Origin of the sequence: Ramlibacter henchirensis (genome assembly GCF_004682015.1) — a bacterium.
Classification (GTDB): Bacteria; Pseudomonadota; Gammaproteobacteria; order Burkholderiales; family Burkholderiaceae_C; genus Ramlibacter; species Ramlibacter henchirensis.
Map to the genome: position 1 here is coordinate 443,658 of NZ_SMLM01000002.1, position 18,634 is coordinate 462,291.

Genomic DNA, 18,634 nt, shown 5'->3' on the forward strand with positions numbered 1-18,634 from the left:
ATGCGCTAGCGCACCGGTGAGGAAACGTCCCGCGCGCGCCGCAGCCGCCCCGAGAGGTGCGACCACAGCCCGAGCAGGCCGTCGGGGGAAAACAGGACGATGGCGAGGAAGGCGCCGCCGATGACCAGGTTGAAGCGCTCGCGGTCGATCACGTCGACGGCGAACGTCTGCAGCAGCACGAACACCAGCGCGCCCAGGAACGGCCCGATGGGATGCTTCATGCCGCCGAGCACGGCGATCACCAGGATGTTGATCAGCCACGAGGTGCCGACCGATCCGGGAGTGATCAGCCCGTTGTACCAGACCAGCAGCACGCCGGCGACGGCGGCGATGAAGCCGGAGACGGCATAGGCGGCCACGCGGTGCGCGGTCACGTTGTAGCCCAGCGCATTCATGCGCCGCGGGTTGTCGCGGATGCCCTGCAGCGCGATGCCGAAGGGCGCGCGGATCAGGTACTTCACGAAGAAGTAGCCGGCCATCGCGAACGCGAGCGACAGGAAGTAGAAGGCCAGCGGCTGGCGCCAGTCGATGTCCAGCACCGTCGGCGGGAACACCCGCTGGAAGCCCTGGAAGCCGTTGAAGACCGTGTAGTTCTGCAGCGCCAGGTAGTAGAAGGCCACGCCCATCGCCAGCGTGATCATGATGGTGTAGATGCCCTCGGTGCGCACCGACAGCCAGCCCACCACGACCGACGCGACGGTGCCGATGGCCAGCGCGAACACCACCACGACCGACCAGTGCCAGCCCAGGCTGAGCGCCGTGCCGCTGCTGCCGAGGATCGCGACCGTGTAGCCCGCGATCCCCGCGATGGTCATCTGCGCCAGCGACACCATGCCGCCGTAGCCGGCCAGCAGCGTCAGCGACAGCGCCACCAGCCCGAGGACCAGCGTCTGCGCGCCGATCTGGAAGGTCACGAAGGGCGAGACGACGAACGGGAACACCAGCAGTCCCAGCAACGTGAGCACATGGCGCGTGGAGACGTGGCGCCACAGGAACTTCAGCCAGCGCGGCGCATCGCTGTCCGCATACGGGTCAGGCTCGACCGGAATTGCAGGCGCAGGCGCCGGACGCCCCGTTTCCGTCGACGGCAGGCGGCCGGCGCTGCCGGTCGCCGCGGAGTTCATGGCCTTGCGCCACTGCGCCGCGCTCATGCGGCTTTCCCCAGGATGCCGCGCGGCCGGAAGGCCAGCACGAGGATCAGGATCAGGAAGGTGAAGACCACGCTGTAGGTCGGCGCGTAGGCCAGGCCGTACGTCTCGGCAAGTCCGAGGATCGCCGCGCCGATGCCGGCACCCGTCACGCTGCCCATGCCGCCGACGATCACGACGATCAGCGATGCGAGCAGCAGCCGCGTGTCCTCGCCCGGCACCATCGACAGTTCCACCGCGCCGATCACGCCGCCCAGTCCCGCCAGCCCGGCGCCCAGCGCGAAGGTGATGGCGAACACCAGGTTCACGTTGACGCCGGCCGCCGACAGCATCGCCCGGTCATCGACGCCGGCGCGGATCATCATTCCCACGCGCGTGCGGTTCAGCAGCCACCACAGGCCGAAGCCGATGCCGATGCCCATGCCGAGCAGCGCGAGCCGGTACGCCGAGTAGGCGTTGATGATGGGGATGCCGCGGATCGGGCCCTGCAGCAACGACGGCGCCTCCATCTGGTGGACCTGCGCGGTGAATATCCAGATCAGCAGGTCGGCCACGACGACGGAAAGCCCGATCGTCACCATCGTCTGGCGCAGGTCCTGGCCCTGCATGTGGCGCAGCACCAGCACCTGCAGCAACAGCCCCGCCAGCGCCGCGGCAGCGAATCCCGCGGCCACCGCGAGGATCCAGAAGCCGGTGCGCTCGGCGACGATGAAGCCGATGTAGCCGCCCACCAGGTACAGCGAGCCATGCGCCAGGTTCACGTTGCGCATCAAGCCGAACACCAGGGTGAAGCCGCTGGCCACGATGAAATAGAGCGCGCCCAGCGTCAGCCCATTGAGCAGCGTGACCAGGAACAGGCGCGCGTTGTCCACCAGGCCCCAGATGGCGAAGATGGCCAGAGGGCCCCCGATGAGGACCCACGCGAGCCACTGCCGGCGGCGGGCGGCCGTCATCGTCATGCGGCCCTCCGGAACGGCTCGGCCGCCATCTCCGGCTGCTTGTAGAAGGTGCCGTCCTTCATCACGGCCAGGATGCGCTTCGGGTCACGCAGGATGGCGATGTTGGCCAGCGGGTCGCCGTCGACCAGCAGCAGGTCGGCGAGGAAGCCGTCCTTGATGACGCCCAGCTCGTGGCCGCGCATCATGATCTGGCCGCCGTACTGCGTCGCGCAGCGGATCGCTTCCATCGGCGTGAAGCCCAGGTGGCGCACGAAGAACTCGAGGTCGCGCGCGTTCTGGCCGTGCGGCGTGAACGCGAAACCGTAATCGCCGCCGAAGAGGATGCGCACGCCGCGGCGGTGCATGGCCTTCAGCGACTCGATCGCGGCATCCCACTCGACCTGGTAGCCCATCTGCGTGGCCTTGGCCCGCGTGATGCCGTAGGGCTCGGCCTCGTTCAGCATCGCATAGAGGATGCCGATGCCGGGAGCGACGAACACGCGGTCCCGCGCCGCCTCCAGCATGTCCAGCGCTTCCTCGTCGGTGAAGCTGGCGTGGTAGATCACCTCGCAGCCATGGCGCAGCGCCTGCTTGACGGAAGCCGCCGACCGCGCGTGCACCGAGCAGCGCTTGCCCCGCAGCTTGACCTCCTCCATCGCCGCGGCGACCTCCGCGTCGGTCATCCAGGTGGTCTCGGCGGGCGAATCGGGCGTGAAGTTGTCTCCCGAGAGATTGAGCTTGATCGAGTCGACGCCGTACTTCAGGAACATGCGCACGACCTTGCGCATGTCTTCTGCCCCGTTGACGTTGACGCCGAAGCTGAACTCCGGGAACGGCAGGTGCGGCAGCGTCTCGTCGCCCAGCCCACCCGGCACCGTGATCTCCTGGCTCGCGGCCAGGTAGCGCGGGCCGGGGATCTGGCCGCTGTTGATGGCGTTGCGGATCACCACGTCGAGCCGCGGCTTGGCGCAGGCCGCGCCCACGCAGGACGTGAAGCCCGCCTCCAGGTAGCGCCTGGCCACCTTGGCGCACCACAGCACGTGCTCCTCCAGCGGCATGGTCTGGATGCCGGCCAGCGTGGCCGCATCGTTCCAGGAGAAGTGCGTGTGGGCCTCGCACATGCCGGGCATCAGCGTGGCGCCGGCGCCGTCGATCACGGTGGCGCCGGCCGGGCCGACGCTGGTGGGCGAGCGGCCGACCTGGCGGATGCGGTTGCCCTCGACCAGCACGCTGCCCAGCCAGGGTTGCGTGCCGCTGCCGTCGAGGACGCGGACGTTGGTGAAGAGAGTGGTGGCCATGACATCGACCTCCTGTTCAGGCCGCCCACCGCGTGGCGGTGCGGGCATTGGCGCGCATCGGCGGCGCGCGGTGGAATTCGCCGTCCTTCATCACGGCCAGGATGCGCGACTTGTCCTGCAGGACGGTGATGTCGGCGAGCGGATCGCCGTCGACCAGCAGCAGGTCGGCCAGCCAGCCGTCCTGCACCTTTCCGAGCTGGTCGCGCATCTTCATCATCGGCCCGCCCCAGGCGGTGGCCGACAGCAGCGCCTCCATCGTGGACATGCCCAGGTACTTGACGAAGTACTCCAGGTCCTTGGCGTTGGTGCCGTGCGGCGTCCACGCGAAGCCATAGTCGCCGCCCGGCAGGATGCGCACGTCGCGCCGGCGCAGCTCCCTCATGGTCTCGATGGCCGCTTCGAGTTCCTCGAAGTAGCCCATCTTGCGCGCGACCTCGGGTGTGATGCCGTATTCGCTCGCGTTGTGGCAGGTGTTGATCAGCCAGGCCAGTCCGGGCGCGATGAAGTGCTCGCGCTTGTGCTGCTCCAGCAGGTCCAGCGCCTCTTCGTCGGCGAAGCTGGCGTGGTAGATCACCTCGATGCCCAGGCGCACGCACTGCTTGATCGAATGCGTGGAGCGCGCGTGCGCCGCCACCCGCTTGCCCCACACCTTCGCCTCCTCGACGCAGGTGCGCACTTCCTCCTCGGTGAACTGCGACATGCTGCTGGGCATGCCCGTGATGGACTCGCCCGACAGGTTGATCTTGAGCGTGTCCACGCCGTACTTGGCGAACATGCGCACGCAGCGGCGCATCTCCTCGGCGCCGCTGACGACGGCGCCGAAGGCGAATTCCGGCTGCGGCAGGTGCGGCTGCGTGGTGTCGCCCAGCCCGCCCGGCACCGTGATCTCCTGGCTCGCCGCCATGTAGCGCGGGCCGATGATGGTGCCGTCGTTGATCGCGTTGCGGATCACCACGTCCAGGCGCGGCTTGGCCGTGGCCGCGCCCACGCAGGACGTCCAGCCCATGTCGAGGTAGGTCTTGGCCACCTGCGCGCACCAGAGGATGTGCTCCTCCGGCGGCATGCGCTGGATCGAATCCAGGCTGGGCTGGTCATTCCACGAGAAATGCGTGTGGGCTTCCACCATGCCGGGCATGAGGAAGGCGCCGGCCGCATCCATCACCGGCACGCCGATGGTGGGCATCGGGCGCGCGCCCCAGCCGGTGCGCTGCACGCGCGCGATGCGGTTGCCCTGCACCAGCACGTCGCCCGTGAAGGGCTGCTCGCCGGTGCCGTCGAAGATGCGGGCGTTGGTGATCAGCACGTCGGCCATCGATACCTCCTTGGCGTCAACGTTGGGTGGGCAGGAAGGACGCGAGCTCTCGCATGCATTCCTGCGGTCTTTCGATCGGCGTCCAGTGGCCGCAGCGGTTGAACACCACCACGCGCGTGCCGCCCTTGTTGCCGGTGAACTTCTCGGCCATCGCACGCACGCTCTGCGGCGGCGCGACGCCGTCCTCGTCGCCCGTGACCAGCAGCGTGCCGGCCTGGATGTTGGCGACGGAGGCCGGCTTGGCATCGGCCAGCGCTTCGCAATTGCGGGCGTAGCCTTCCGGGTCCTGCCGCGTGAGGCTCTCGCGCACGAAGGCAGCCGCGGCGGGAAAACGTTCGCGCGAGTCCGCCGAGGTGGAAGCCTTCACCAGCGTGTCCGCGATCTCCTGCATGCCCGCCGCGCCTTCGCGCGCCTTGGCCGCACGAGTGCGGATGTTGGCGCGGGCGGGATCGGGCGGCGCGAGAAGCGGCCCGAACAAGGCCAGGCTGCGCACCAGCCCGGGATGGTCGGCCGCCAGGTGCTGCGCCACGATGGTCCCCATCGAATGGCCGAGCAGGTGCACGCGTCCGACGTTCAGCCGCTGGCACACCGTGCGCACGCACTCGACCAGCCGCGCGATGCTCAGGGGCTGCGAGCCCGCAGCGGACCGGCCGCTGCCGGGCAGGTCGATGCGGATCACGCGATGCCGTGCCAGCGCCGGCATCACCGCGGTCCAGGTGTTCGAGCTTCCGCCCAGGCCATGAAGGCAGACGACCGGATCGCCCTGCCCTTCGTCTTCCACCGCGACGCGGTCGATCATGTGCAGCGCCATCGCGTCACCCGGGCTCGAAGCGGTTCTCGATGAACCCGATGCCGTCGATCTCGACGCGGAACACGTCGCCCGGTCCCAGCCACTTCGGCGGCGAGAAGCCCATGCCCACGCCCGAAGGCGTGCCGGTCGCGATGATGTCGCCGGGCAGGAGCGTGATGCCGCGCGAGCAGGTCTCGATGAGGGTGGGGATGTCGAAGATCATGTCGCGGGTGCGCCCGTCCTGCCGCAACTCCGGCGTGCCGCCGCGCGGCGTGACCCAGCCGCGGATGCGCACATCGCGGCCATCCACTTCATCGGCCGTGACGAGGCAGGGCCCCATCGGGCAGAAGGTGTCGAAGCCCTTGCCCAGCTCCCACTGCTGGTGGCGCACCTGGATGTCGCGCGCGCTGACGTCGTTGACCACGGTGTAGCCGCACACGTGGTCCATCGCCCGCGCCCGCGCGATGTCGCGGCCGCCGCGGCCGATGACCACGGCGAGCTCCGATTCGTAGTCGATCTGCGTGGTGATCGAGGGCGACGGCAGCCGCACCGTGTCGTAGGGGCCGACCACCGTCTCGGGAAACTTGGTGAACACGATCGGCCAGGCGTCCTTGTCCGGCAGGCTCTCGCGGAACACGGTGGTAGCCAGTTCGGCCGCGTGCGCGCGGTAGTTGCGGCCGATGCAGAAGAGGTTGCGTCGCGGGCGCGGCAGCGGTGCGCGCAGCGTCACCGCGTCGATCGGCAGCCGGGGACCGGCCTCCCGCGGCAGGCCCTCGCCCTGCGCCAGCCGCTCGACGATCTCCAGCACGCCGCGCGACGCGTTGGAGAGGGCCAGGGGCGTGACCTCCCTGCCGTCGGCCGAGACGACGCCCGCGTGCGGGCGCCCGCCCCAGCTCCAGCTGGCTAGACGCATCGCTTGTCTCCTTGTGGCTGTCCCCGGGCGATGCGCTGAGGGCCCGTGAGACGCCTGCGTGAAAATGAGACTTGCGTCTCAAAATTTTCGGACCATCATACGCACAAGGTCCCGCGGCGCGATAGACGGTTTGCGGCGGGCCATCTCCGGACATACCCTATGCCCCGCACCAGGCCCCAACCGACGCAACCCGCCGTGCCGCCCGAGCGCGGCGTCAAGGCTGCAACTTTCAAGTTGCTCGTCGATACGGCGATGGTGCTCATCCAGCAGTCGGGCCACATTCCTTCCGTTGCTGAGCTCGCGGTTCGCGCCAGCGTTTCGCGCGCGACGGCCTACCGCTACTTCCCGAGCCGCAGCGCGCTGGTTACCACCGTGATCGATGCCTCGCTGGGGCCCGTGCGCAAGCTCGCCGACGACAGCCGCGGCGGGCGCGAACGCGTGCACGAACTCTTCAAGTCCACCTTCCCGCGCTTCAAGGAGTTCGAGCCGCAGCTGCGCGCCGCGGCGCAGCTCGCCCTGGAGCAGTGGGCGCTGGAGCGCGCAGGGCTGCTGGAGGAGGAGCCGTACCGGCGTGGCCACCGCATCCGCATCCTCGAACACGCCATCGCGCCGCTGGCACCCGCGTTGAGCCGCCCTGCCCGCGCTCGGCTGCACCGGGCGCTCTCCGTCATCTACGGCATCGAGGCCTACGTGATCCTGCGGGACATCTGGGCGTGCGCCGACCGCGAACTCGAAGGCACGGTGATGTGGATGGCCGACGCACTGATCGATGCGGCCTTGCGCGAGAGTGCATCGCCTGCATCGAGGAGCGGCACGCGGGAGCCCGTCCGCGCGAACGGAAGCGCCCGGGCCGCACGGGCCGGCAGCGGCGCGCGAGGCGCACGCGGCGCCGCGCTGCGTCCGGCGCAGGCCGCGGGCCGCGCACCGCGCTGACCCGTGCGCGCGCTGCTCGCGCGCCGAACTGCCGAGTCTCTTTCCCGCACCTGGACGTGCGGTTTTTTCGATCCTCAGCCGCAGCGATGCAAGGCGCCGCTTACGAACGGCGTACAGGGCGGCGCGCTGTTTAACGTGGCGCCCTTTCCTTTCCTGTCCACACGAACCCGGAGACCAGATTTGGACGCTGCCACCCTTTCCCGCACCGAGTTGCTGCAACCTTACGTCGACACCCTGCTGCGCGACGGCATCACGGCCTGCAAGGGCGCCTTCACGCGCGACTTCGTGGAGCAGTTGCGGGAAGACATGATGACGGCGTTCTGGGAAGCCATCCAGCGCCCCGGCGGCGCCGTCGGCCGCGGGCCGCGTCGCTGGTACGTGGAGGCGCATCCCGAAGCCTTCCGCGGCTTCACCGAGCTGGTGGCGCATCCCTGGGTGCGCGGCATGGCCGAATCCGTGCTCGGCCCCGACTACGAGATCGTGGAGATCGGCCTGGACGTTCCGTTCCAGGGCGCGAAGTTCCAGCCCTGGCACCGCGACTTCCCGGCGCCGCGCGAGAGCTGGCGCGACCGCCGCATCACCTCGCTGGCCTTCAACGTGAGCGGCGTGGACGTCACGCCGGACATGGGTCCGCTGGAGGTGGCGCACGGCACGCAGTGGGAAGACGGCCGCGAGTGGAAGTACGAGATGTTCCCGCCCGAGGAACTGTCGCCGCGCTTCGCGAGCCGCAGCTCGCGCAAGTTCCCGCAGGCCGGCGACATCAGCTGCCGCTCGGCCCTGACGATCCACCGCGGCACCGAGCACCTGTCGCCCATCGCGCGCCCGGTGCTCGTGCTCGGCTTCGATGCTCCCGGCGCGGGACACGCTGCGCTGCACGACGTGACGGTGACGCGCGAGTTCCACGACCAGCTTCCGGCCGAGGTCCGCGATCACCTGGTCTGCCGCGTGGTGGACCAGCTCGAGCCGATCGTGCAGAAGCACCAGATCGAAGGGCTGGCGATGGCGGGGCGGAAATAAGGGTGAGCCTGCGAGGCTGATCCACTGCGCGGCGGCTCGTGCAGGCCGCCTTCGCCGAAGCGCATGCGCGATGCGCCTACGCCGAGGCTGGCGCTGCCGATCTAGGGTGGTGCTTCGATGATCAGGAGGCCCTTCATGGCGAATCCATTTCTCGGAGCAATCCTCGGCAGCGTGCTCGGCCAGGCGATGGGCCGCAGCGGCATGCCCGGTTCAGGCATGCCCGGCGGCGGCTTTCCCGGTGGCGGCTTTCCCGGTGGCGGCATGGCCGGCAGCGGCGGAATGCCGGGCGGGCTAGGCGGCATCCTCGGCGGAGCGCTGGGCGGTTCGATGGGCGGCGGCCTGCGAGGCCGAAACGCGATGCTGGCCCTGCTGCTGCCGCTCGCACTGCAGTGGATCCAGCGCAATGGCGGCATCGGCAACGTGCTGCAGCGCACGCGCCAGCGCGGCTATTCCAACCAGGCGTCCTCCTGGGTGGGCACGGGCGAGAACGAAGCCCTGCCGCCGCAGGCGGTCGACGAGGTCTTCGGCCGCGACGAGATCGCGCGCATGTCGCAGCAGCTCGGCGTCGGCGAGCAGGAAGTCTCCGAAGGGTTAGCCGACATCCTTCCCGAAGTGGTGGACAAGCTCAGTCCCGAAGGCCAGCTGCCGCAGGATGCGGATCGCGTGCTGGACGCGGGCCAGTCCTCGCTGGACGAGTTGCTGCGCGGCGTGGACCGGCGGCAAGCGGTCGAGTAGCCGCGCGCGCCGGCCCTGCGGCGGCACAAGCGGCGCGCCGGCATGGTCCAGCGCGCCTGCAACTGCCGCAGATCGGCCGACCTACGCTGCGCCTTGCGGACTGCCGTTCGGACCCGGGTTCACCATCGCGAAGCCGAAGTTCTCCTGGTCCTGCGATTGCGCCGCGGCCTCGCTTTCCGAGAGAACCGCCATCAACAGGGCGGTGGCTTTGCTCCTCAGGATGAGCGTCGCCTGGACCTCTGCCGCGAGCGGCGCAGGGGCGCCATGGGCGACGTGCTGGGCTGCCCTGGTTGCGATCCGATGTTCCGCGGCACCTGCGAGGGCCTGGGCATCTGCCCACAGTTGGAACCTGGTCGATTGGTGCTCGCTCATGAGCGCACTCCTCGTCGAAGTGCACTGGCGAGATGGTGACCTGCTTGGGGAGGCGGGCGGCTCAGGGCACGAAGGAGGGCCGCCGTAGGTCGCGGGAGGCCAGTTTACAGCGGCACCGTCCGCAGCCGGTTTCGAAGGGTGAATGCAGCAACGCTAACGTGGACCACGTACCTTCCCCGCCCCCCGAACCGCACACCGGATTAACATCAGGCCCGTGGCAGAACAAGCAAGACGCGCCTATCTGGACTGGCAGAAGGCCGACGCAGACGCGAGGGAAGCGGAAAGCCGGTTGAAGGCTGCCTGGGTCGCCTACGACAAGGGCGGGCCCGCGCCGTCGGAGTCGCTGATCGCGCAAGTGTCGCGCGCCCGTGCCATCGCCAACGACAGGCTCACGATGGCCGTGCTGGCGCTCGGGGCGGCGAGCCGCCGCGACAAGGCGTAGTCCCTACGCGTTCGCCCGAAAGCGATCCGCTGCAGATGCCGCGCTAGGGCGCCTGGGCGCCCGCCAGCTCTCCTTCCACGCAGGAGTGCGACAGGCGGAAGAACCCCGAAGTGGATCCGGACCGCGCGCCGAGCGCGGCCAGTGCGGCATCGGACATCTCGTCGCGCACCACCTTCTCGAGGACAGCGGCGTCATAGCCGGTGAGCACCAGTACCCAGTCGGCATGGCTGTCGCCGCCGCGGATCTTCTGCTCGGTGGTGACTGCGATGGCCGGCGCCTCGTGCCGCAGCAGGTGCGCGCCCACCAGGCCGGCGCGTCCCGCCCACTCCGCGAGGCGATGTTGAAGGCCCGGCTGCAATCGATCCTGCGCACCCGAGGCAGGCGACAGCCGCACCGTAGCCGCGTAGCCGGCCACGGCCCCGCCGGCGGACGCCAGAACGCGGCATTGGCTGCGCACCATGTCACGGTGGTGCGGCATCATGCGCGTCGACCACGGCGTGGGTGCATTGAGGCTTCGCAGGTAGGCGCCGGAAGACAGCACGCCGTGCGCTTCCAGTTCGTACAGCACGAAGATGCCCTCGCCTCCCGCGGCATCGACCCAGCGCGAGGCACGCCGGAATCCGGGGATGCCCAGGCGTTCAGGGAAATGCTCGTGCGTGTGCCAGTGCTCGAACTCGGCGCGCATCTGCGGCGCCATGTTCCACCACATCGCGAGCGCCGCGCCGCCCAGTAAAGCCATCGTCGGGTCTCCTCGTTCCGCGACATCCTGCCACGATCCCCGGCGGGCATGGGATCACTCAGCCTGCCGCTTCATCAGGTCGTTGCCGTTGCGGCTCCAGCTGAAAACGGCGCGCCAGGAACTCGTGAAAACTCAGCGCCGCCGGCGAGTGCTCGCGTTCCCTCGGCGCGAGCAGACAGATCCGCCTTTCGATGCGCGGGCCTTGAATGGGCCGCACGACCAGTCCATACGCGGCCGCCAGCAGGTCGGCGTGCGAAGGCTGCGCCGTCACGCCGCGGCCCCACTTCACCAGCGCGAGAGCGGTGGTGATGAAGGTGACGTAGGCCGCCGGTTCCAGCGTCAGGCTTTCGGAGTGATGCGCGAGATCGGCCCGCAGGCCCATCGTGTAGTCGGGCGACAGCGAGATGAACGGGTGCCGGATCACGTCGACCCACTCCACCGTGTCGCGTGACGCGAGCGGATGCTGCGGAGGACACACCAGCTGCACCGGATCGCGGAAGAGCTGCGTCTGCCGCACCTCGGCGGGGACGGGGCGCTCCGGCGCGATGCCGAGGTCCGCGTCGCCGTTGGCGACCTTGGCGGCGACCTGGTCGGTGAGCGCGTCGATGACGTGCACGCGCACGCCCGGAAACTGCTGCCCGTACTCGGCGGCAAGCTGCGGCACCAGCGTGCCGGAATAGATAGGCGAGCCGGCGATCCGCAGCACGCCCCGCTCGCTGGCCTTGAATTCACGAAGGCCTTCCAGGGCCCGTCCGAAGTCCTCGACCAGCTTGCGGGCGGCCGGCAGGAATTCGCGGCCGCCGGGGGAGAGCCGGGTCTCGCGCGTGGTGCGGTCGAAGAGGCGCATCCCGACGCCGGACTCCAGGTCCTTGATGACCAGGCTGAGCGCAGACGGCGTGACGTGCAACTGCCGGGCTGCCGCGGTGAAGCTGCCGGCCTCCGCCAGCGCGACAAAGGCGCGCATCTGCTTGAGCGTCACATTCATCAGGGAACCTCAAATATGCGCTGAGTATTTCTCGATTGTCTCCAGCAATGCGCGCCCATAAAGTGGGTCCAACCGAGACGGCGCCGATGAGCACCGCGCCAGGAGACAAACGAATGCTTCGCTTCGACCCTAACCTGAGGTGGCTGTTTACCGAGCTGCCGATGTGGGACCGGTACGCGGCCGCCGCCCGGGCGGGGTTCTCCGGGGTCGAGGTGGCGTTCCCCTACGAATACCCGGCACGCGAGCTCAAGCGCCTGCTGGACGACAACGGCCTGACACTGGTGCAGATCCTGGCGCCGGTGGACTGGGAGGGCGGCTCCCGCGGCATTGCCGCGCTGCCCGAGAAAGCGGCCGAAAGCCGCAAGAGCATCGAGACGGCGATCGAGTACTCGGTCGCGGTCGGCAAGCCCATGGTCCATGTGCTCGCCGGCAACCTGGGCCCGGAGCACGACCCGGCTGCCTGCATGGATGCCTTCAAGAAGAACCTCGAGTTCGCCGCCCAGCTCGCGGCGCCCGAGGGCATCACGATCATCATCGAGCCGGTGTGCAACGCGCGGTTCCCCGCGTACCTGTACTCGCGGCTCGCGGAAGGCGTGGCCATCATCGACGAGCTCGGCAAGCCCAACATCAAGCTGTGCTTCGACACGTACCACGTGCAGATGCAGGAAGGCGCGCTCACCGAGCGCCTGCGCCAGGTCTATCCGTACATGGGCCACATGCAGATCGGCAACACGCCGGGGCGCAACCAGCCGGGGGCGGGCGAACTGGACTTCGGCTACATCTTCCGCACGCTCGAGGAGCTTGGCTGGGACCGCTGGGTCGGGTGCGAGTACGCGCCCACCGGAAGCACCCTGGACTCGATCGGCTGGCACGAACCGTTCCGCCGGCGCGCCTGAACAGAACACCTTTCCGGACCACTCAATGAAACTTCTGAGCTTCGAACATGGCGGCAACGCTTCATGGGGCGCGCTGGACGGCGACCGCTCCATCACCGACCTCGCGCGCTGCGGCAACAGCGTGATACCAACGCTGCGCGAAGCGCTCGCGCAGCTGGGCGTCGAGGGCATCCGTACGCGGCTGGCCGATCAGCGCGGCGCGCCCACGATCCGCATGGAGGACGTGCGCCTGCTACCGGTCATCCCCGACCCCGCCAAGATCCTCTGCATCGGCCTGAACTACGAGGCGCACAGGCTGGAGGCCAAGCGCGCCGAGACAGCGAACCCGACGCTGTTCGTGCGGTTCGCCACTTCGCAGACATCCCACGGTGCGGACATTCCGCTGCCGCCCGAATCCGTGCAGCTCGATTTCGAGGGCGAGATCGCGGTCGTCATCGGCCGCGGCGGGCGCCGCATCCCGGAGCGCGATGCCTGGGCCCACATTGCAGGCTATGCGCCGTACAACGACGCCTCCATCCGCGACTGGCAGTACCACACGACCCAGTGGACCGCCGGAAAGAACTTCGACGGAACGGGCGCATTCGGTCCCTGGATGGTGACGCGCGACGAGATCGCGGACGGAGCGCGGCTCGAGCTCGTGACGCGCCTGAACGGAACGGAAGTGCAGCGCGGGAACACCGACCAGCTGATCTTCTCCATCCCGCGCCTCGTCAACTACATCTCGACCATCATGAGCCTCGAGCCTGGCGACGTTATCGTCACGGGAACACCCGCCGGTGTCGGAGTGAAGCGCGAGCCGCAGCTTTTCATGAAGGACGGCGACCGGATCGAGGTCGAGGTGTCCGGGATCGCGCGCCTGGAGAACCGGGTTGTGAAGGAACGCGCCGCGCGGTGAGGCGCCCTCAAAGGAGACAAGCCATGCCGATCCAATCGAGCGGGATCTACCGCCGCGCCTTCATCGCGGCCCTTGCAACGGCCGCCCTCGCGCCGGCCGCGCGCGCGCAGACGGATGCGGACTTTCCATCGCGTCCGATCAAGCTGGTGGTGCCGCTCGCCCCCGGCGGCGTCACCGACGTCTTCGCACGCGTCGTGGCGCAGCAGCTCGGCAAGGAGCTGGGCGGGAACGTCGTGGTCGAGAACCGCGCCGGCGGTGGCGGGGTGATCGGCAATACCTACGTCGCCCAGTCCAAGCCGGATGGCTACACGCTGCTGTTCGCCGTGCCTTCGCTGGCCATCGATCCCGCGCTCGGGCGCAAGCTGCCGTACGACGCGCTGCGCGACTTCACGCTGATCGGCCTGGCGGCCAGCTCGCCCAACTACCTGGTGGTCAGTTCCAAGGTGCCGGTGAACGACGTCAAGTCGCTGGTCGACCTGGTGCACCGCAACCCCGGCAAGTACAACTACGGCCATCCCGGCGTGGGCACCACGGCCCACCTCAGCTTCGAACTGTTCAAGCTGGCCGCGAAGCTGGAGGCGAACCCGATCCCCTACAAAGGTTCGGCGCCGATGATCGTGGACCTCGCCGAGGGTCAGGTGGCGATGACCAGCATGGCGGCGATCCTCACCATGAGCGAGGCCAAGGCCGGCCGCATCCGCGTGCTCGCCACCACGGCCACGCAGCGCACGCCCCAGTTCCCCGATGTGCCCACCATGGCCGAAGCGGGCTATCCGACCGCGATGGTGGCGCCCTGGTTCGGCATCGTCGGTCCGGCCGGCATCCCGCCCGCGGTGAGCAGCAAGCTGGTGAACGCCCTCTCCCGTGCGCTGGCCGCGCCCGAAGTGAAGTCGCAGCTGGCCGCGGTCGGCGGCGAAGTGGCCAGGGCCACCCCGGCGGAGTTCCGCTCCCTGATCGAGAGCGACACCGCGAAGTGGACCTCGGTCGTCAAGCAGGTCGGCCTCACCGTCGAGAACTGAGGCAGGAACGGAATGCTGAGCCGCGAAGAGAACGAAACGCTCACCCGCACCGGGCCGGGAACGCCCATGGGGACGCTTTTCCGCAGCTACTGGCTGCCGGTCCTGCTCTCGGAGCAGCTGCCGGAGAAGGATGGCCCGCAGGTGCGCGTGAAGATCCTCGGCGAAGACCTGCTCGCTTTCCGCGATGCGGGCGGCCGCGTCGGGCTGATCGAACCCAGGTGCCCTCACCGGGGCGCCGACCTCTACTTCGGCCGCAACGAAGAAGGCGGCATCCGCTGCGCCTACCACGGCTGGAAGTTCGACGCGGACGGCCGCTGCCTCGACATGCCCACGGTCCCGCCCGAGACGGCGCGCACCCTGTGCCAGAAGGCGAGCATCCGCAGCTACCCGACGCGCGAATGGGGCGGCATGGTCTGGGCGTACATGGCGCAGGCGCCGGCGGGACACGAGCCGCCGCCGCTGCCGCAGATGGAATTCGCGCTGGTGCCGCCCGAGCATCGCTACGTTTCGAAGAAGCTGCAGGAGTGCAACTGGGCGCAGGCCGCCGAAGGCGGGATCGACACCGCGCACTTCTCCTTCCTGCACATGCCGGTGGCGCGATCGAACGAGGAGTTCAGCGAGCGCGCGCTGCGCGCCGTGCGCGGCTATTCGGCCAAGAGCATGAGCCAGGACCACGTACGGTGGATGCGCGAAGACCCGCGGCCGCGCTATCACGTGCGGCGGCATGCGGCCGGTCTGGTGCTCGGCGCATCGCGCCAGGGCGAACCGGGCGAGCACTACTGGCGCATCGCGCAGTACCTGATGCCCTGCCACGGCTATACACCGAGCGCCGCGGAAGGCCAGACCTACCACGGGCAGAGCTGGGTGCCGATCGACGACCACTCGTGCTGGATCTTCTGCTACTCGTGGAACCCGGAGCGGCCGCTGACGGCGCAGGAGCGGGCCTCGTATGTCACCGGCGGCGCGGTCTACCCCGCGCGCGGCGCCGACTACGTGCCGCTGCGCAATCGCAGCAACGAGTACCTGCTGGACCGCCGGATGCAGAAGCTGGAGAACTTCACCGGCATCGAGGGCGTCTCCGAACAGGACGCCGCGATCCAGGACAGCCAGGGCGAGATCGCGGACCGCACGCGTGAACTGCTGGGGCCGACCGATGTCGCCGTCGTGCACTTCCGCCGGCTGATGCTCGAAGCGGCCGCCCAGGTGGCCGGCGGCGCGGCCGCTCCCGCCGCCGACAACCCGCAGGCCTACCTGGTGCGCGGCGGCGGAACGATCGCTCCCGCGACGGAAGACTTCGAGGCCGTCATGAGACGGCGGTTCGGGGACGAACTGGGGCGGGTCGAAGTGGATCGTCCCGAGGTCCAATCAAAGTGAGATGGCGCCGCGCTATGCTCTCCCGGCACAGGAGACTCCGATGCCCCGCCGCTTCGTCGACCTGTCGATCTTTCTCGAGAACGACGTGGTGTCCGACCCGCCCGCGTTCGCGCCGAAGATCCAGTACTTCACGCACGAGAACACCTTCGAGCAGATCGAGCCGTTCTTCCCCGGGCTGAAGAAGCAGGACCTGCCCGAAGGTGAAGGCTGGGCGGTCGAGACGGTGCAGCTGTCCACGCACAACGGCACCCACCTCGACGCGCCCTACCACTTCCACTCGACGATGAACGGCAAGCTCGGCGGGAAGGAGCGCGCCATCGCCATCCACGAGGTGCCGCTCGAGTGGTGCTTCCAGCCGGGCGTGAAGCTGGACTTCCGGCATTTCCCCGACGGTTACGTCGTGACGGCAAAGGACGTCGAGGCGGAGCTCGCGCGCATCGGCCACGAAGTCCAGCCGCTGGAGATCGTCGTCGTCAACACGCGAGCAGGTTCGCGCTACGGCCACCCCGACTACGTCTCATCCGGCTGCGGCATGGGCTACGAAGCCACGATGTACCTGCTCGAGCGCGGCGTGCGCCTGACGGGCACCGACGCGTGGAGCTGGGACGCGCCCTTCGTGCACACGGCGAAGAAATACGGCGAGACCGGCGACGCCAGGCTGATCTGGGAAGGCCACAAGGCCGGCCGCGACATCGGCTATTGCCACCTGGAGAAGCTGCACAACCTGGAGGCGCTGCCGCCCACGGGCTTCTACATCAGCTGTTTCCCGCACAAGATCCGCGGCGCGTCGGCGGGCTGGACGCGCGCAGTCGCGATCTTCGACGATGCCTTGATGGCCGCCCCGCGCTAGCCCGCGCGCAGCTGCGCCGCGTGGTGGTCCAGGTGGTCGCCGATGAAGCTGGCGATGAAGAAGTAGCCGTGGTCGTAGCTCTCGTGCCGGCGCAGCTCCAGCGGCTGCCCGCTGGAACGGCAGGCCTGTTCGAGCCGCTCGGGCCGCAGCTGCGAGGCCAGGAACTGGTCGGCCCCACCCTGGTCCACCAGCAACTTCGGCAGGCGGCCGCCGCGCTCGATCAGCGCCACCGCGTCATGATCCTTCCAGGCGGACACGTCGTCGCCCAGATAGCCCCGGAACGCCTTCTCGCCCCACGGCACTTCCCTCGGCGCGCAGATCGGCGCGAATGCGGACACGGAGCGGAATCGGCCCGGATACCGCAACGCCAGCGTGAGCGCTCCGTGCCCGCCCATCGAATGGCCCAGGATGCCCACGCGATCGGCCTGCACCGGGAAGCGTGAGGCGAGCACGTCCGGCAGCTCCTTCATCAGCCAGCTTTCCATGCGCCAGTGGCGGGCATAGGGTTCGCGCGTGGCGTCCAGGTAGAAGCCTGCCGCGGTCCCGAAATCCCAGCCCGCGGCATCGGCCTCGGGGATGCCGGTCTCGCGGGGGCTCGTGTCGGGGGTGACGAGCACGAGTCCGTGTCGCGACGCGTGCTGCTGCGCACCGGCCTTGATGGCGAAGGTCTGCTCGTTGCAGGTCAGACCGGCGAGGCAGTAGAGCAAGGGACAGGGCCCCTGCTTCGCCTGCGGTGGAAGGTAGACGCCGAACCGCATCGGCAGCCCCACCTCGCGCGAGCCGTGTTCATGGAAGCCCTGCACGCCGCCGAAGCTGGCGTGCTCCTCCAGCGTCCTCACGTCGGCCATGTCAGTAGACCACCACGGAGCGGATCGACTCGCCGGCCTTCATCAGCTCGAAGCCCTTGTTGATGTCCTCGAGCTTGAGCTTGTGGGTGATGAGGTCGTCGATGTTGATCCTGCCTTCCATGTACCAGTCGACGATCTTCGGGACATCGGTGCGGCCGCGCGCGCCGCCGAACGCCGAGCCCTTCCACACGCGCCCCGTCACCAGCTGGAAGGGACGCGTCGCGATCTCCTTGCCCGCCTCGGCCACGCCGATGATGACGCTCTGCCCCCAGCCCTTGTGGCAGCACTCCAGCGCCTGCCGCATGGTGGCGGTGTTGCCGATGCATTCGAAGCTGTAGTCGGCGCCGCCGTCGGTGAGCTGCACGATCGAGTCGACGATGTTCGGATGGTCCTTGGGGTTGAGGAAGTGCGTCATACCGAACTTGCGCGCCATGGCCTCGCGCCCCGGGTTGAGGTCGACGCCGATGATCTTGTCCGCGCCCACCATCCTCGCGCCCTGGATCACGTTCAAACCGATGCCGCCAAGGCCGAAGACGACCACGTTCGCGCCCGCCTCCACCTTGGCCGTCCAGATCACCGCGCCCACGCCCGTCGTCACGCCGCAGCCGATGTAGCAGACCTTGTCGAAGGGCGCGTCGGGTCGGATCTTCGCCAGCGCGATCTCCGGCGCGACGATGTGGTTGGCGAAGGTCGAGGTGCCCATGTAGTGCAGGACCGGCTTGCCCTTGAGCGAGAAGCGCGACGTGCCGTCAGGCATCAGGCCCTTGCCCTGCGTGCCGCGGATCAGCTGGCACAGGTTGGTCTTGCGCGAGAGGCAGAACTTGCACTGCCTGCACTCGGGCGTGTAGAGCGGGATCACGTGGTCGCCGGGCTTGAGCGACGTCACGCCCGCGCCGACCTCGAGCACCACGCCCGCGCCTTCGTGGCCCAGCACGGCCGGGAACAGGCCCTCCGGATCCGCGCCCGAGAGCGTGTAGTAGTCCGTGTGGCAGATCCCCGTGGCCTTGACTTCGACCAGCACCTCGCCGGCCCGCGGGCCTTCCAGGTCGAGCTCCTCGATCGTCAACGGCTGGCCCGCCTGCCAGGCCACGGCGGCACGTGTCTTCATGGCTGATCCTTTGCGTGGGTGC

At 68.9% G+C, this 18,634-nt stretch carries 20 protein-coding genes; 9 read left to right on the forward strand and 11 right to left on the reverse strand.

Features of this window, described 5'->3' with window-relative positions:
• Nucleotides 1–5 precede the first annotated feature (5 nt).
• From EZ313_RS14850 to EZ313_RS14875, 6 genes are read right to left on the reverse strand one after another with little or no spacing between them, the layout of a single operon-like run.
• Nucleotides 6–1,151 carry a branched-chain amino acid ABC transporter permease gene (locus EZ313_RS14850; protein WP_135264062.1) on the reverse strand — a complete coding sequence of 382 codons (1,146 nt, stop codon included), beginning with the start codon at nucleotides 1,149–1,151 and terminating at the stop codon, nucleotides 6–8.
• Nucleotides 1,148–2,107, reverse strand: a complete 960-nt coding sequence (locus EZ313_RS14855; protein ID WP_135264063.1) for a branched-chain amino acid ABC transporter permease — start codon at nucleotides 2,105–2,107, stop codon at nucleotides 1,148–1,150. Before EZ313_RS14855 ends, EZ313_RS14850 begins: the two co-directional genes overlap by 4 nt.
• Nucleotides 2,104–3,384: a metal-dependent hydrolase family protein gene (locus EZ313_RS14860; RefSeq protein ID WP_135264064.1), complete on the reverse strand. Its 1,281-nt coding sequence runs from the start codon at nucleotides 3,382–3,384 to the stop codon at nucleotides 2,104–2,106. The genes EZ313_RS14855 and EZ313_RS14860 overlap by 4 nt, the downstream gene beginning before the upstream one ends.
• Before the next feature lie 16 nt (nucleotides 3,385–3,400).
• Nucleotides 3,401–4,696 carry a metal-dependent hydrolase family protein gene (locus EZ313_RS14865; protein ID WP_135264065.1) on the reverse strand — a complete coding sequence of 432 codons (1,296 nt, stop codon included), beginning with the start codon at nucleotides 4,694–4,696 and terminating at the stop codon, nucleotides 3,401–3,403.
• A gap of 16 nt (nucleotides 4,697–4,712) precedes the next feature.
• Nucleotides 4,713–5,495, reverse strand: a complete 783-nt coding sequence (locus EZ313_RS14870) for an alpha/beta fold hydrolase (protein WP_338106318.1) — start codon at nucleotides 5,493–5,495, stop codon at nucleotides 4,713–4,715.
• 16 nt (nucleotides 5,496–5,511) lie between these two features.
• The gene (locus tag EZ313_RS14875) at nucleotides 5,512–6,399 is read right to left on the reverse strand and encodes a fumarylacetoacetate hydrolase family protein (RefSeq protein ID WP_135264067.1); all 888 of its coding nucleotides are present in this window, start codon (nucleotides 6,397–6,399) and stop codon (nucleotides 5,512–5,514) included.
• 159 nt (nucleotides 6,400–6,558) lie between these two features.
• On the opposite strand from EZ313_RS14875, the gene EZ313_RS14880 reads away from it, so the two are divergent.
• The 3 genes from EZ313_RS14880 to EZ313_RS14890 all read left to right on the forward strand — a co-directional run bounded on the left by EZ313_RS14880 (nucleotide 6,559) and on the right by EZ313_RS14890 (nucleotide 9,084).
• Complete coding sequence (locus EZ313_RS14880; protein WP_135264068.1) at nucleotides 6,559–7,332, forward strand: TetR/AcrR family transcriptional regulator; 774 nt, start codon at nucleotides 6,559–6,561, stop codon at nucleotides 7,330–7,332.
• 180 nt (nucleotides 7,333–7,512) lie between these two features.
• Nucleotides 7,513–8,349 (forward strand): phytanoyl-CoA dioxygenase family protein, encoded by an 837-nt coding sequence (locus EZ313_RS14885; RefSeq protein ID WP_135264069.1) that lies wholly within the window; start codon nucleotides 7,513–7,515, stop codon nucleotides 8,347–8,349.
• Nucleotides 8,350–8,484: 135 nt separating this feature from the next.
• Entirely contained in the window at nucleotides 8,485–9,084 is a 600-nt protein-coding gene (locus tag EZ313_RS14890) for a YidB family protein (protein WP_135264070.1), read from the forward strand.
• A gap of 81 nt (nucleotides 9,085–9,165) precedes the next feature.
• On the opposite strand, the gene EZ313_RS14895 is transcribed toward EZ313_RS14890, so the two are convergent.
• Nucleotides 9,166–9,456, reverse strand: coding sequence for a hypothetical protein (locus tag EZ313_RS14895; protein ID WP_135264071.1), 291 nt, complete (start codon nucleotides 9,454–9,456; stop codon nucleotides 9,166–9,168).
• A 289-nt stretch (nucleotides 9,457–9,745) separates the two neighbouring features.
• Here EZ313_RS14895 and EZ313_RS14900 point away from each other — a divergent pair, with 289 nt between their 5' ends.
• A complete protein-coding gene (locus tag EZ313_RS14900) occupies nucleotides 9,746–9,898 on the forward strand; it encodes a hypothetical protein (RefSeq protein WP_167772591.1) in 153 nt (50 codons plus the stop codon).
• Between the two features lie 43 nt (nucleotides 9,899–9,941).
• Here the strand turns inward: EZ313_RS14900 and EZ313_RS14905 are convergent, their stop codons facing one another.
• Both EZ313_RS14905 and EZ313_RS14910 read right to left on the reverse strand, forming a co-directional pair.
• Nucleotides 9,942–10,637, reverse strand: a complete 696-nt coding sequence (locus tag EZ313_RS14905; protein ID WP_135264073.1) for a hypothetical protein — start codon at nucleotides 10,635–10,637, stop codon at nucleotides 9,942–9,944.
• A gap of 58 nt (nucleotides 10,638–10,695) precedes the next feature.
• Nucleotides 10,696–11,622 (reverse strand): LysR family transcriptional regulator, encoded by a 927-nt coding sequence (locus EZ313_RS14910; protein WP_135264074.1) that lies wholly within the window; start codon nucleotides 11,620–11,622, stop codon nucleotides 10,696–10,698.
• 113 nt (nucleotides 11,623–11,735) lie between these two features.
• Here EZ313_RS14910 and EZ313_RS14915 point away from each other — a divergent pair, with 113 nt between their 5' ends.
• The 5 genes from EZ313_RS14915 to EZ313_RS14935 are packed head-to-tail and all read left to right on the forward strand — an operon-like array spanning nucleotide 11,736 to nucleotide 16,656.
• The gene (locus EZ313_RS14915) at nucleotides 11,736–12,518 is read left to right on the forward strand and encodes a hydroxypyruvate isomerase family protein (RefSeq protein WP_167772592.1); all 783 of its coding nucleotides are present in this window, start codon (nucleotides 11,736–11,738) and stop codon (nucleotides 12,516–12,518) included.
• Between the two features lie 25 nt (nucleotides 12,519–12,543).
• Nucleotides 12,544–13,413: a fumarylacetoacetate hydrolase family protein gene (locus EZ313_RS14920; RefSeq protein ID WP_135264076.1), complete on the forward strand. Its 870-nt coding sequence runs from the start codon at nucleotides 12,544–12,546 to the stop codon at nucleotides 13,411–13,413.
• A gap of 23 nt (nucleotides 13,414–13,436) precedes the next feature.
• Complete coding sequence (locus tag EZ313_RS14925) at nucleotides 13,437–14,432, forward strand: Bug family tripartite tricarboxylate transporter substrate binding protein (protein ID WP_135264077.1); 996 nt, start codon at nucleotides 13,437–13,439, stop codon at nucleotides 14,430–14,432.
• A 12-nt stretch (nucleotides 14,433–14,444) separates the two neighbouring features.
• Entirely contained in the window at nucleotides 14,445–15,806 is a 1,362-nt protein-coding gene (locus EZ313_RS14930; RefSeq protein WP_135264078.1) for a Rieske 2Fe-2S domain-containing protein, read from the forward strand.
• Nucleotides 15,807–15,846: 40 nt separating this feature from the next.
• A complete protein-coding gene (locus tag EZ313_RS14935; RefSeq protein ID WP_135264079.1) occupies nucleotides 15,847–16,656 on the forward strand; it encodes a cyclase family protein in 810 nt (269 codons plus the stop codon).
• Here EZ313_RS14935 and fghA read toward each other — a convergent pair.
• Both fghA and EZ313_RS14945 read right to left on the reverse strand, forming a co-directional pair.
• Nucleotides 16,653–17,504 carry an S-formylglutathione hydrolase gene (fghA, locus tag EZ313_RS14940; protein WP_135264080.1) on the reverse strand — a complete coding sequence of 284 codons (852 nt, stop codon included), beginning with the start codon at nucleotides 17,502–17,504 and terminating at the stop codon, nucleotides 16,653–16,655. The genes EZ313_RS14935 and fghA overlap by 4 nt on opposite strands.
• Nucleotide 17,505: 1 nt before the next feature.
• Nucleotides 17,506–18,612 (reverse strand): S-(hydroxymethyl)glutathione dehydrogenase/class III alcohol dehydrogenase, encoded by a 1,107-nt coding sequence (locus EZ313_RS14945; protein ID WP_135264081.1) that lies wholly within the window; start codon nucleotides 18,610–18,612, stop codon nucleotides 17,506–17,508.
• Between the last annotated feature and the right edge of the window lie 22 nt (nucleotides 18,613–18,634).